The sequence below is a fragment of the Shewanella sp. SP1S1-7 genome (assembly GCF_031932105.1).
Classification (GTDB): Bacteria; Pseudomonadota; Gammaproteobacteria; order Enterobacterales; family Shewanellaceae; genus Shewanella; species Shewanella baltica.
Genome location: NZ_JAUOEU010000001.1, coordinates 47,537 through 61,657 on the forward strand (window position 1 = coordinate 47,537; position 14,121 = coordinate 61,657).

General features: G+C 47.3%; 12 protein-coding genes. 2 read left to right on the forward strand and 10 right to left on the reverse strand.

Features of this window, described 5'->3' with window-relative positions:
* Positions 1-17: 17 nt before the first annotated feature.
* The 3 genes from Q4Q49_RS00155 to rmuC all read right to left on the reverse strand — a co-directional run bounded on the left by Q4Q49_RS00155 (position 18) and on the right by rmuC (position 4,590).
* Positions 18-722, reverse strand: coding sequence for an EAL domain-containing protein (locus Q4Q49_RS00155; RefSeq protein WP_311998338.1), 705 nt, complete (start codon positions 720-722; stop codon positions 18-20).
* Between the two features lie 239 nt (positions 723-961).
* A complete protein-coding gene (locus tag Q4Q49_RS00160; protein WP_300483161.1) occupies positions 962-2,887 on the reverse strand; it encodes a transglycosylase SLT domain-containing protein in 1,926 nt (641 codons plus the stop codon).
* Positions 2,888-3,033: 146 nt separating this feature from the next.
* On the reverse strand, positions 3,034-4,590 hold the full coding sequence (gene rmuC, locus Q4Q49_RS00165; RefSeq protein ID WP_012089123.1) for a DNA recombination protein RmuC: 1,557 nt from the start codon (positions 4,588-4,590) through the stop codon (positions 3,034-3,036).
* A gap of 264 nt (positions 4,591-4,854) precedes the next feature.
* Between rmuC and msrP the strand changes: the two genes are divergently transcribed.
* Both msrP and msrQ read left to right on the forward strand, forming a co-directional pair.
* Positions 4,855-5,889 (forward strand): protein-methionine-sulfoxide reductase catalytic subunit MsrP, encoded by a 1,035-nt coding sequence (gene msrP, locus Q4Q49_RS00170; RefSeq protein WP_311998339.1) that lies wholly within the window; start codon positions 4,855-4,857, stop codon positions 5,887-5,889.
* 43 nt (positions 5,890-5,932) lie between these two features.
* Positions 5,933-6,598, forward strand: coding sequence for a protein-methionine-sulfoxide reductase heme-binding subunit MsrQ (gene msrQ, locus Q4Q49_RS00175; protein ID WP_107947439.1), 666 nt, complete (start codon positions 5,933-5,935; stop codon positions 6,596-6,598).
* Between the two features lie 172 nt (positions 6,599-6,770).
* Here msrQ and gloA read toward each other — a convergent pair whose 3' ends face one another.
* The 7 genes from gloA to rsxB all read right to left on the reverse strand — a co-directional run bounded on the left by gloA (position 6,771) and on the right by rsxB (position 14,121).
* Positions 6,771-7,181 (reverse strand): lactoylglutathione lyase, encoded by a 411-nt coding sequence (gene gloA / locus Q4Q49_RS00180; RefSeq protein WP_006087315.1) that lies wholly within the window; start codon positions 7,179-7,181, stop codon positions 6,771-6,773.
* A gap of 494 nt (positions 7,182-7,675) precedes the next feature.
* On the reverse strand, positions 7,676-8,317 hold the full coding sequence (gene nth, locus Q4Q49_RS00185; RefSeq protein ID WP_106650414.1) for an endonuclease III: 642 nt from the start codon (positions 8,315-8,317) through the stop codon (positions 7,676-7,678).
* Between the two features lie 244 nt (positions 8,318-8,561).
* Positions 8,562-9,260, reverse strand: coding sequence for an electron transport complex subunit E (locus Q4Q49_RS00190; protein WP_311998340.1), 699 nt, complete (start codon positions 9,258-9,260; stop codon positions 8,562-8,564).
* Complete coding sequence (rsxG, locus tag Q4Q49_RS00195) at positions 9,253-9,891, reverse strand: electron transport complex subunit RsxG (RefSeq protein ID WP_106650416.1); 639 nt, start codon at positions 9,889-9,891, stop codon at positions 9,253-9,255. Before rsxG ends, Q4Q49_RS00190 begins: the two co-directional genes overlap by 8 nt.
* 56 nt (positions 9,892-9,947) lie before the next feature.
* Complete coding sequence (gene rsxD, locus Q4Q49_RS00200) at positions 9,948-10,997, reverse strand: electron transport complex subunit RsxD (protein WP_220592905.1); 1,050 nt, start codon at positions 10,995-10,997, stop codon at positions 9,948-9,950.
* 26 nt (positions 10,998-11,023) lie between these two features.
* Entirely contained in the window at positions 11,024-13,513 is a 2,490-nt protein-coding gene (gene rsxC / locus Q4Q49_RS00205) for an electron transport complex subunit RsxC (RefSeq protein ID WP_311998341.1), read from the reverse strand.
* Entirely contained in the window at positions 13,507-14,121 is a 615-nt protein-coding gene (gene rsxB / locus Q4Q49_RS00210; protein WP_311998342.1) for an electron transport complex subunit RsxB, read from the reverse strand. Before rsxB ends, rsxC begins: the two co-directional genes overlap by 7 nt.

A 14,121-nucleotide genomic window follows, 5' to 3' on the forward strand; every position in this document is an offset into this window, starting at 1 on the left:
AAGGTTAGCGCTTGGATTTAGGCAAGACACAGCGTTTGACTGCGGGTGGGGCGAATAAACCAAGATTTAAATAAAAATCCTTGGACTAAGTCGACGCCTATGTCTCGCGCAAACGCTAGCTGGGTTTCGGTTTCTATGCCTTCTAGAATGCACTGTTTATTGGTTTGTTTGGCAAAGTTAATCAGCGCTATGAGTAACTGGACGCCTTCAGGATGCGTGATGTGCGTTAACCAATGGCGATCGAACTTGAGATAGTCCACATTCATCATCAAATCAACACAAAGCATGGAGTGGGGCGCGCCAATATCATCGAGCGCTACTTGGATATTCGCTTGTTTAAATTGGCCGAATAACTGATTGGCCAGCTGAGCATCGCTAATGCAAGTGTTTTCAATGATCTCGACTGTAATTTGCTGGTATTGCGATAGCAGCTTTATAAGCTTGGCAGTATGTGGCCCATCGACTGCGTGGGGATCGACATTGATAAAAATACGCTGCTGGCTGGGCGCGTGAGCGAGTTGAAATGCCTTGGCTTGATATTCAACGGCGGCGAGCAACTCTGTGGATTCATGCAATTGCTCGAACACGATATTGGGTGCAACCGCATCGCCATTAGGTAGATAAAAACGCGCTAAGGCTTCATAGCCGTCGATGGCTAACGTATGGGGATCAACAAAGGGTTGGTATTCGCAGCTGAGTGTTAACGAGCTAAGGTTAATCATGGGTCTAATGGGAGTCTTAATGCATTAATACTAATTATTCGCATTTAATCACTCGCAGTGCAAACAAGTTTACGATAAAACGGCGTGACTGCTGAATAATTATTCGCTTTGCTAATGATTTGAATTTAGAGAATATCATTAAGAATTTTAGGCGGTTAAAGCATGAGCATTATCTTAGGGTATGCTGAAAAGTAGGAACTCGATACTGCTGAGTATCGAGTTCCATTTTAGGTTGCGAGTTAGTAAGCAAACTTAAGTTCAGCTTCGCTGAATAATGGCTGCGCTTTTTGCTCCTGCGCTTCATAAATCAATCGATAGCTGAAAACGGCTTGCACATATTCACGGGTCTCAGTGAAGGGAATGGCTTCGATAAAGCCCATAGCATCGAGTTTGCCATCTGAATTTGCTAACCAGCGACGTACCCGTGACGGGCCGGCATTGTAGGCGGCGGTCGCGAGGATACGGTTCTGGTTAAACTCCTTCAACAACTGGGCATAGTAAGCACTGCCAAGGTTGAGGTTAAGCTCGGCGCTATAAAGATCCTTAGGATCGCTATATTTAGCCCCATGTTTCTTGGCGGTTGCTTTAGCGGTTGCTGGCATAATTTGCATTAAGCCGCGGGCACCCACGCCTGAGGTCGCGTACAGATAAAACGCGCTCTCGCGGCGGCTGATCGCGCGAATCTCATCTATGTTGACTTTGTGCTTTTTACTGGCATGCTCAAAACCTTCTTGGTGCGCCATCGGGAAGCGCAGGGGAATGTCATCCCACAACTTACCTTGTATGCTGGCTTCGACGCCGAAATCATACCAGCCTTGCTCATGGGCATAACGGCCGTAACGGGCTCGCATCGTATTGTCACTGCGTTTTAGTAGCGAAATCCATTCATAGCGCGCATCGAAATAACGGTCCAGCGCCATTAGCTCTTGCACCCGCACAAAACCCAGATCATCGGTTAATTTTTGGCTGCTGGCGTCGACGATAGGCTCTGGGCTTTGATTCAGCGAGACGGGTTTATTTAAAAATTGTGCGGCGGCAAAACCGTAAAAATTACGTTCATTGCTGATTGTCGCAAGAGCCTTAGTGGCACTTTCAGGCGCATCTTTGGCATTGGTGCGATAGAGCCAATATTGCCAGCGTTCTTTAGCTAAGGTTTCTGGTTGCAGCAAGTTCAAGTAACGGGCAATGCTGCGCATGTCGTGATCGCGAATGGCCCATCTTAAGCGGCGTTCAAATAAGTCGTCACTTTTCAGCTCGGCCAGCACATTGTCAACATAGCTTTTATGGCTATCATCTTGTTCGATTAAGATACGGCGAACTAAGTATTTATCCAGCTGTTGGGCTTGTGCTGGCGTAAAACGATTGGCCTTTTGATACCGTTCATACAAATTGATGGCTTGGTCGAGATCCTTGCGGGCAAGGCGTTTTAATCCCGCTGCGACTATGTCACCCACAATCGGATTTTTATCCTTAAACTTTTCGGTATGGCGTAGGCTGTTTGGATCTTTATAGACAGCGACTAAACGCTTTGCTTCGTTGTTATGGGTGGTGATTTTCTGGGATAAAAAGCTCAGCAGACTGGTTTCGCCAGTTTCAAAACTCAGCATCATCCGCGCCCAGATCACATCTTGAGTGCGTTTACCTGCTTTGGTCCAAGCGTTGAACAGGGGATCACATTCCTTTGGCCGCGAACTACCAAACACCCAGAGTGATTGCGCCGCCGCGTAAGCCGTCTTTACATCGCCCTTGGCGAGTTTTGCCTCGTAGTAATAACATTGCAGGCGGATGTCGGTAGGAGCATCGGGACTTATCGCAAGATAATCATTCCAACGTTTTTGGGTTCCTGCATTGTTTAAGTATTTAGACCTTAACCTGTTGTACATAGGCGTTGTTTGATACTTATCAATCAGATTTTTTGCCGCAGCGCCATGCAAACCATTGAGATCGCCTATGTCGATATCATGGTCTAAATAAATCGCGAGCGGATAATTACCTAATTTTGCTCGTAGGGGTTTATAGACTTCATAGTCTTGTTTCTTTAAGGCTTTTTCGGCCTCAAGGAAAGTTTTTTGCGTTGGCGTTAACGCGAATGCAGAAGGGGCATTCAAGGCGCCTGCGAGCAATATTGCGCTGGATATAACCACATTCATCACGGCTTTGCACATGGAGCGTTTGCCTCCGGGCATCAAGGTATCAATCGACATGTCCGTATCGATTCAAGGTTATTGGTGAGTGTTTAACTCTATTAATCAATTAGGTTTTTCAACTTTGTAATCAACTCAGTCTCTCAACTCTCTATCTCATTCTGGATTTATGCGGGTTCGAGTTCTGTGTCCTTAGGATCGCGCGTTGGCGGCAGCGTCTGCTCCGCGTCATCCTGTGTATCGTTGTCGTCTTGGGCTTCATTAAGCGCTTTTTCTAATAGCATTTTATCCAGCTGCTTACTGGTATCGACCCCGAGTTGCTGCATTAAGTGGGCTTGACGCACTAGATTGCCTTTGCCCGATGACAGCTTGTTCATGGCGCTGTGATAGGTTTTTTCGGCGTTATCTAAGGCGCGGCCGAGTTTTTCCATGTCTTCAATATAACCACATAACTTGTCGTAAATTCGACCCGCTTGCTTAGCAATGGTTTGCGCATGTTGGTTTTGATATTCGTAGCGCCAAATGTTGTTAATGGTGCGCAGGGCTACCAGTAAATTCGTCGGGCTTACCAACATGATATTCTGCTCAAGTGCGAAATTCACTAGGCTAGGGTCATGCTCTAACGCCAGTAAAAATGCCGGTTCAATAGGAATAAACATCAACACATAATCTAGGCTCTTAAGCCCGTGCAGATTTTGATAATCCTTTTGACTTAAGCCTTTAATGTGGCTGCGAATCGAGATCACATGCTCATTAATCGCCTGTTGGCGCAGTGCCGGATCTTCACTGTTGAAGTAGCGCTCATAACTGACCAAGGACATTTTAGCGTCGATGACCACGTCTTTATTTTCTGGCAGATGCACAATCACATCCGGCTTAAAGCGCTTACCATTGTCATCCTTGAGTTCTTGTTGGGTATGGTACTCATGGCCTTCGCGTAGGCCGCTTTCCTGCAGGACGCGATCGAGGATCACTTCACCCCAGTTACCTTGCTGCTTGTTATCACCTTTAAGCGCTTTGGTCAGGTTGATTGCATCTTGGCTCATCTTCAAATTGAGATCTCGCAGGTGCTCAAGTTGATGTTTAAGGGCGCTGCGCTCGGACTGTTCGTGGGTGTAGGATTCACGAATTTGTTGTCTGAATCCTTCAAGCTGCTGTTTCAATGGCCCAAGCACGCCTTCGAGTTGACTGGCATTTTGATGCTTAAAGTTTTCGCTCCGTTCTTCAAAAATGCGATTAGCGAGGTTTTCAAATTGGGTCTTTAATCGCACTTCGGCCGATTCTAAGCTGGCAATTTTATCCTGCAGTGATTCTTGCTGGGCATCGGCCTTGGCTTGAATGGTTTGCTGCATGGCATTGGATTTCGACAGGGCCAATTGAATTTCTAACTGACGGCGCTGGCTGTCATTTAATTGCTGCTCTAAGGTGGGAACGCGTTCGGCTAGGGCCTCGGCTTTACCTAATTGTTCAATTTTGAGCTCAAGGCGCTGTTGGTATTGACGTAGTTGCGCTTCTTTGTCATCGACCAAAATTTGCTGCTGTGCTAAGGATAATTCAGCATCTTCATTCACTTGACGCATCTCTTGCTCAAGTTGGTCTTTATGTTGTTGCCAGCGTTGGCGGGTGAGTCTTTGGTTGAGCAGGGCACCGATCAACAGGCCTAAGAAGGCGATGGCGAGAAGGCCGATGATTTCGGCGACGGAAAAAGATTGAGAAAATGGCATGATCAATAGCACTCCTTTAGCTTTGGCGCTTAGGTTCGCATGCCCCCTAACAGGCTTCAAGCCCTTTAATCAACTATATCTGCGCTTAATGCTTGAATGAGCAAGTCTTATACGTTTAAGGTGAATTTATTCACGGGTGGAAAGTTTTTCTGGCTTTTACCTGTCTATATTAAGGTGAGCATAAAAGTGAGCGATACAGACGAGCGCCAGATAAGATTTTATCGCGACTCGGTGGCGTTAATCATTGGATGGTAGAGGTGTCAATTGGCTAAACATTCCCGTTTTACCCCAGGTATTCTTAAAAAAGCGCAGTGGCACATGCAAGACAACCAAGTAACACCCGAAGCGGTGTTTCGCTCGCGCCGGCAGATTGTGAAAGCCATGGGGCTTGGTGCTATTGGTGCCAGTGTGCCCGGTTACGTGCAGGCCGGATTGTTCGATCTATTTGGCGATCAGCCTAAGTCCTCATTTATCACGACACCATTGACCTTCCAAACTAATAAACAATACGGTGATGCCGATGTGTTAACCCCGCTTGATAAGGTGACGCAACACAATAACTTTTACGAGTTTGGCACGGATAAGCAAGATCCCTTCAATAATGCCCAAGGCTTTAAAGTTGATCCTTGGCAACTGCGTATTGAAGGTGAAGTCGAACGCCCCATGACGTTAGATTTTAATGATCTCACCAAAATGTTCCCGCTTGAGGAGCGTAATTATCGTCTGCGGTGCGTTGAAGCTTGGTCCATGGTGATCCCTTGGGTGGGATTTCCGCTGGCGGCATTATTGAAAAAAGTCGGTGTGACCAGCAAGGGCAAGTATGTCGCCTTCGAAACCGCTTTTGATCCCGAGCAAATGCCGGGGCAGAAGAGCCGATTAATGGGCGGTGGTATTCATTATCCTTATGTTGAAGGCTTGACGATAGCCGAAGCCATGAACGATTTAACCTTAATGTCGGTTGGCTTGTATGGCAAAACCCTGCTGCCGCAGAACGGCGCGCCCATTCGCTTGGTGGTGCCGTGGAAATATGGCTTTAAGAGCATTAAATCGATAGTGCGAATTCGCGTGATGGATAAACAGCCGCCAACAAGTTGGAATCAACTTGCTCCGCATGAATATGGATTCTATGCCAACGTGAATCCGGCGGTGGATCATCCACGCTGGTCACAGGCCAGTGAACGTCGTATCGGCGAAGGGGGATTATTCTCAGCAACCCGCATCGATACCCAGCCGTTCAACGGTTACGGCGAGTTTGTGGCTTCACTGTATGACGGCATGGATCTGAGGAAAAACTATTGATGTTTGGTTTGTTTGAAAATATGCCATTTAGTGGGGATGACCTATGTTGAGATTAACCGCTAAGCACTTGTTTTGGCTAAAAGCGTTATTTCATTTGCTGGGTTTAGTGCCCATCGTCTACCTAGTGCTCACTGTCGTGTTAGGCCGTGCGGGCGGCGATCCTGTGCAGCATATTATTCACTACACAGGCATAGGTGCGTTAAATGCTTTAGCGGCGACCTTGCTGATTTCACCCATTGCCAAGCTGACTAAGCAAGGGCTGTTGATGCAGACTCGCCGTTTAGTGGGCTTATATGTGTTTGCCTATGCCACCTTGCATATCTTGGCGTTTTTTAGTTTAGATCTGTTATTTGCTTGGGAATTACTGTTTAGCGAGGTGGTAAAACGGCCGTATATTTTAGTCGGCGCAGTGGCTTATCTTATCGTCACCGCTTTGGCGATAACTTCGTTTAAAGCCTTGATGCGTAAGATGGGGCGTCGTTGGCAAACCTTGCATAATGGGGTGTATTTAGTCGCGATATTAGCGCCAATCCATTTTTACTGGTCGGTAAAATCGGAAATCATCGAGCCAAGTCTGTATATCGTTGGTTTTAGTGTGTTGCTGCTGTGGCGCACGCCTTGGCTTAAGCGCATCCTCAGCCGTAAAGGGATGAGTAAACCCGTGAAAAAGACGACTAGTGGACAAGATAAAGCGTCGATAAGTCGATAAAATCAGCTTAAACGCATGGCGCGAGTGGTGAATTGCTGGCTTGTTTTATGTTTAACGCAAAATAAAAGTATAAAAACAAAAATGCCGAATTAAGATTCGGCATTTATAATTTAGCGAACAGTTCTGCTCACTTAATCTAGCTCAGTTAATCTTCTTGCTCAGGTGACAAGACTTAACCTAAACCTTGAGTCGCTGACTTCATTTGAATGAACTCAATTTTATAACCGTCTGGATCTTCAACAAAGGCAATCTCTGTGGTGCCACCTGCGACTGGACCTGGTGCACGTGTTACTTTGCCTCCGGCTGCGGCAATAGCAGCGCAACGGGCGTAGATATCTTCATCGCCAATTGCTAAGTGGCCAAAGCCAGTGCCTAAATCGTATTTGTCAGTGCCCCAGTTATAGGTCAGTTCAACCACGGCTTGGCCTGTGGACTCTTCACCGTAACCTACGAAAGCTAAAGAATATTTGTATTCTGGATTTTCAGAGGTGCGAAGTAGTTTCATGCCGAGCACTTCAGTATAAAAAGCAATACTGCGTTCTAAGTTACCGACGCGGATCATAGTGTGTAATAGTTGCGACATAGGTCCTCTCTCTAAATAGATTCCGGTGGGGAGTATATCAAAAATGTCTCTGCGCATGACCACAAATCTCATCCATGGTGTTTTTATCACACTTGATCAATTCGATTGGTTAGGATAGGAAAACGCTGGCTGTCGACGGGCTAATTTGCGGATTGTGATAAGAAAATTGCCGATAAATTGGCTGTTGCTCACAAAACACAGAGACAAACATGGGATTTTACCGCGAGGTTGACGATAATACAGCCATACCAACTAGGAGAGTGAATGATGAACACCGAAGTTAAAATGGCCTTAGGCACTACAGTTGTAATTGCTTTATTTTTCAGCGCGTTCTTTGTTTCAATGTTTTAACGACTAATATTAGTTTGAGTTAACCCAGCTCCAAGTTAAACAAAAAAGCCGCTATTGCGGCTTTTTGTTTGTCTGAAATCTAGTCTAATCAATGTGAAAACAATGCTGAAACGTCAATTTGCTCCACTAAGTTGATTCGAAGCTTACTCTTCAGGATAAATTTTTTCTTTAAATTCGCACAAGTCTTCAATGATACAGCTACCACAGCGGGGTTTGCGCGCAAGGCAAGTGTAGCGGCCATGCAGGATAAACCAGTGATGTACATCGACTTTAAATTCTGCGGGAACCACTTTTAGCATTTTTTCTTCCACTTCAACCACGTTCTTGCCGGGCGCAAATTTAGTGCGATTGGCGAGGCGAAAAATATGGGTGTCGACGGCGATGGTTGGCCAGCCAAAGGCGGTATTGAGCACTACGTTAGCCGTTTTGCGCCCTACACCGGGCAGGGACTCAAGTGCTTCGCGGTTTTCAGGCACTTCACCATTGTATTTCTCAATCAAGATCTCACAGGCTTTGATCACATTGATGGCTTTGTTGTTATACAGGCCAATCGTCTTGATATATTCCTTTAATCCATCCACGCCTAAGGCATAAATGCTGTGGGCGGTATTGGCTACAGGAAAGAGTTTGTCCGTTGCCTTGTTGACACTCACATCCGTCGCTTGGGCGGATAAGGTCACGGCGACTAAAAGTTCGAAGGGACTGGAAAAATTGAGCTCGGTTTCAGGTTTCGGATTGTTATCGCGAAGACGGGTGAGGATCTGGATGCGTTTTTCTTGATTCATGTACGATTCCTGCGCGGTTGTTGGATTCAACTGTTAATCATTTATTGTCAATTGGCCATTAATCATGATTGAACGAGCTAAAACCTAGACCCGCTGATTTCCTATGCTTTGAGTGCTTATGTTGAGTGCGTATGTTTAAAATTATATGGCTCAATTCCAGTCGCTTAATGTGCGCTGAGCGCACATTAAGCGGTGAACATAATACTCTTTTTGATGCTTGAATAGGAGGTGTTAGGTTGAAAGCCTAACCGACCTTAGTAATGCGCGCGCGGGTAACACTGGGTTCTGCGGCGACTTGAGGCTGGCGTTCTTTGATTTTTTTATCAATCACATTTTTCAATGCAATCAATAGTCCCATCACGATAAATGCGCCAGGTGGCAGCATAGCGAGTAGAAAAGGAGTGTCGACTTGCCATAAGTGGATGGTTAAGGATTTTGCCCATGGGCCGAGCAGTTGATCGGCGCCATCAAACAGTGTGCCTTGACCTAAGATTTCCCGCGTTGCGCCTAATACGGTCAGCACTAAGGTAAAACCGAGTCCCATCATCAGACCATCGAAGGCAGCGCTAAAGGCGTTATTACGCGAGGCAAAGGCTTCGGCGCGACCGATAATGATGCAGTTGGTCACAATCAATGGCAGGAAGATCCCAAGGGATAAATACAGACCGTAGGCATAGGCATTGATGAGCAATTGCACTGTGGTCACTAACGCGGCGATGATCATCACAAATACTGGAATACGAATTTCTTTGGGCACATAGTCGCGCACCAGTGACACTAAAATATTAGAGCCAATCAGCACCAACATAGTCGCTAGGCCAAGCCCAAGCGCATTCGTGATCGTCGCTGTGACCGCAAGCAGCGGGCACAAGCCTAATAGTTGCACTAGGCCAGGATTATTCTTCCACAAACCTTGCCAAGCAATTTCGCGATAATTAGCCATGGTTAGCCTCACAATTTAGTGGTTGGCTGAAAATTTGCGCTTGGTTATTATTGAAATATCCTACTGCGTTCTTGACTGCTTTGACATAAGCACGCGGGGTGATAGTTGCGCCAGTGAATTGATCAAAATCGCCACCGTCTTTTTTAACCAACCATTGTTTATCATCTGCCGAGCTTAACACTTTTCCGACAAATTGAGTGACCCAATTGGATTTACGCAGATCGATTTTATCACCAAGCCCAGGTGTTTCTTGGTGGGCTAAGGTGCGAACACCGAGGACTTCACCTGTTGTTTTGATACCTACAATTAATTTTATATTGCCGTTATAGCCATCTGGCGCGATGGCTTCAATGGCGATGGCCACAGGTTTGCCTGCTCGAGTGGCAATATAGGCGGGCATTGGGCTGTCAGTCCCTAATGCGTCTTTATCTAGCAGCAGAGTACACTGAGCCGTTAGCTCGTTATCGTGCATTTCATCAGGAATTAATTGATGTAACACTCGCATTAACTCTTGCTGTTCTTGCTGCTTAATTTTATCGACGGTTTGTTGATTGACTGCGGCGACGAGCCCAGTGCAAATCAAGGCAAACAATGCCAATAAAAAACCATTTTTAATCATCGGATTTTTCAACTCTTTTTCCTTAAGCTCTCGTTGCCCGCTGAATGATGCTATCGCTTAGCATGACCTTAGTTCGTTGAATGGCCATAGGTGCGTGGACGCACGTAATAGTCAATAAAGGGCGCGCAGAGGTTAGCCAATAATACGGCAAAGGCAAAGGCGTCAGGGTAACCGCCTTTCGTGCGGATGATATACACCAACACACCAATTAACGCGCCGAAGATAATGCGGCCACGGGGGCTGGTTGCGGCAGTAACGGGATCGGTGGCGATAAAAAACGCCGCTAACATGGTTGCGCCAGAAAACAAATGCAGCAACGGACTGGCTTGGTTATCGGGTGAGAGTAAGAAACCAATACTCGATGCCACAAAGAGGCCTAATAACACGCCAGTGCTGATGTGCCAGCGAATAGCTTTAAGTTTAAGCAACACTAACCCGCCAGCAAGATAAGCCAAGTTGACCCAGAACCAACCTACACCTGTGCTGCCATCAAAAATGGCTTTGGTGAGACTTTCTGTAGTGGTTAATCCCATGGATAAATCGGTTTTGAGGGTATCGAGTGGCGTCGCCATTGTCATGCCATCAATGCCTAAACGGAACTGCTCCATATTCACGTGCGCGCCAACATTGAAGATAAGCTGCAAGCTTTCAACAAGGCTTGGTGAATGCAGTGCAACGGTACTCGGAGCTATCCAGGTGGTCATTTGCACCGGGAACGAAACTAACAGCAGCACGTATGCCGCCATCGCAGGGTTGAACAGGTTATGCCCTAAGCCGCCGTAGAGGTGCTTGACTATCACGATCGCAAAGGCGGTGCCCATGACGATCATCCACCAAGGGGCGAGGGGCGGAATGGCAACGCCAATTAAGATGGCGGTGAGCATGGCGCTGTTATCGCTAAGGCTCGTTTTGATATCACGATTGCGAAGTTTCATCACAGCGGCTTCGCAGCTCAAGGCAACGAGGATCGCCAGCAAGACTTGCACAAGTGTGCCCCAGCCAAAAAAGGCACATTGCACGACAAGGCCCGGCAGTAAACATAAAATCACCCTTTGCATGACCGTTGAGGTATGCAAGTTACGCGTTACATGGGGTGATGAGGCTATTTTAAACGCCATTGTGTTCCCTTTTAATCATTCTGTTCTTAATCATTAGTCACACTTGAGTCGCTCGAAGCGTTGGCTTCTTGGGCGAGTGCCGCTTTTTTAGCTTTTGCCTTGGCGATGGTCGCAGCAATCCGCGCTTTTTTAAGTTCATCACTCGATAAAGGCGCCGTTTCAATGGGCTCTGCAGTGGGTTCCACCGATGGCAAAACGGCATCAGCTTCAGTTGTTGCAGTATCAAGCGTTGCTGCTATCGAGGGCGATGCCATGTTAGCTTCAGTTTGGATCTCGTCAACGGACTCTATTTCAGACTCAGTTTTAGACTCTGCTGATGCAGCCGCTATTTTCTTCGCTTTAGCACGAGCAACTGCGGCAGCCACTTTGGCCTTTTTAATCGCTTCAGCGTCGTTAATGTCAGTAGCGGCTGCTTCTGTATCATCATTCACATCTGCTTGAACGCTAGCTGTGGAATCAACTGCTGGAGTCGCGGTCTGGCTTAAATCGTTTTCAGCATTTGTCTCAGCTTGTTGCGCGGCTTTTTTCGCTTTAGCACGTGCTACAGCGGCGGCCACTTTGGCTTTCTTAATCGCTTCAGCATCATTAACGTCACTAACACTAACGTCATTAACGCTAACTTCAGTATTACTAACTTCAGTATCGCTAGCTGCGGTTTCTGCTTGCTGCGCCGCTTTTTTGGCTTTAGCGCGGGCAATCGCCGCCGCGACTTTATCTTTCTGGGATAACGGCGCTTCCTGCGCTATCACATTAGTGGCTGATTCAGTCGCATCAACATTCGCCGAACTGTCTATTTGAGCGCTATCTGTTTCCGCCCCAGGTGATTTAGTACTCTCGGTATTTGCTTGGGCGGCTTTTTTTGCCTTCGCACGGGCGATGGCGGCGGCAACGGCGGCCTTACCCTTTGGTGCTGCTGTAGTGTCAGTTGTTGTGGCGCTTGCCTCTTCGGTAATTGATTCGCCAGTGGCTGCTTGTGCCGCTGCGGCTTTTTTCGCGGCGATGCGTGCCATGGCCTCAGCAACGGCATTTTTATCTGTGCCAGTCATCGTCGCTTGTCGGCGCTCTGCGGCTTCTTTCGCTTTAGCTTCACGGGCCAGTTTTTCTTCTTCGAGACGCGCTAAGCGGGCATCGAAGCGTTGTTTAGCGCGCTCCGCTTGCTGCTTCTCATCGGCGGCTTGTTTAAGTGCTGATTTGGCAATGCGGTAATACTCGACTAAAGGAATATCACTCGGGCAAACGTAACTACAACAACCGCATTCAATACAATCCTTTAGATTGTAACTGGCGGCTTTGTCATATTCTTCGGCCTTGGCGTGCCAAAAAAGTTGCTGTGGCAACAAGAGTGCAGGGCAGGCAGTGGCACATTCACCGCAGCGGATACAGGCTTTTTCTTCTGGCGCGCTACCAATTTCTTGGCTGCTGGGTACCAGAATACAGTTAGTGCCTTTTAAAATTGGCACTTGGATATTGGCTAACGCATGGCCCATCATAGGCCCGCCAATAATCACCTTTTGGTCAGGCTCTGGCGTGAATTCAGTTGCAGTCAGTACGTGATCAACGGGCGTGCCTATCGGTAACCAGTAGTTCCCCGGTTTGCTGACATTTTTGCCTGTCACAGTCACAACGCGTTCAATCAGCGGCTTGCCTAGAGTGACGGCTTGATGAATTGCATAGGCAGTACCGACGTTATGTACCACAATACCGAGTTTGGCGGGAATGGCGCCCGAGGGCACTTCGCGGCCAGTAATGATTTGAATTAACTGCTTTTCACCGCCAGAAGGGTATTTTGTCGGGATAACCGTGACCCGAATGCTGCCCGCTGGGAGTCCGCATTGGCTGACAGCTGCTTGCATGGCTTTAGCCGCTTCAGGTTTATTGTCTTCAATGGCGATAACAATCCGTTTTGGCGTTAATAGCCGATGAATTATGCCAATACCCGCGAGGATATCTTGGCTATATTCGCGCATTAATCTGTCATCGGCGCTGATATAAGGTTCGCACTCGACGCCGTTGATGATGACTAAATCGATTTCACTGACCGGATTAAGCTTAATATGAGTCGGAAACGCTGCGCCGCCCATACCCGCAATACCGGCTGAGCGAACCTTATCAACGATTTGCTGATGGCTTAAGTCATCAAGTTGATGTTGTACCAACTCGCACCAGGTGTCTTTGCCATCGGCTGCAATAACGCAAGTGTTAACCGGCAATGCAGAGGCATGGTTGCTCGCCCTTGGTTCGATAGCAACAATAGTGCCCGATGTTGGCGCATGTACCGGTAAATGCCAAATCGAGGTACCTTGCGTTAATGGCGTGCCTTTTAAGACGCTATCGCCAACCTTCACCGCAAGCGTACAGTTTTCACCGACTTGAGGGACGGGCACTAAGTACGTCGAGGCTAATGGCAGTTGGCCAATAGGCGTCGCGTTGGAGAGGAATTTGACTTCAGGAGGATGTATTCCACCGGGTGATCGCCAAAGGGTTCCTTTATCTAATTGATCTAATAAAGTTAACACCGCTTTTCCTCTTCAGACTTTGTCTCTTGAATATTGGTTTCTTGAATAATGTTTTCTTGGATGAGCGTCACTGGGATAGCATTTAAGCGCCAGTTCCAATTTTTAAGATTTGGGGTGACTGGGATCATATCAATACAATCGACAGGACAAGGCTCAACGCAGAGATCGCAGCCCGTGCAGTCGGTTGTAAGCACGGTATGCATGAGCTTTCCTGCACCGATAATCGCATCCACAGGGCAGGCTTGAATACATTTAGTGCAGCCAATACATTCATCTTCGCGAATGTAGGCGACTTTTTTTACTTGAGATTGTGCTTCGGCATTCAGTGGCTCTGGCTCGACGCCCATTAGGGTCGCCAGCTTTTCCATGGTGGCTGTGCCGCCAGGGGGGCATTTATTGACTTTATCACCATTGGCAATGGCTTCAGCGTAGGGACGACAACCTGGGTAACCACATTGACCGCATTGGGTTTGTGGCAGAATAGCTTCGAGCTCATCGACAATCGGGTTGCCTTCAACCTTGAATTTAAGGGCGGCAAAACCGAGTAACACCCCAAAGACTAATGCCATTAGGGTCAACAATATGACTGCAATTAAAATTCCGGACAT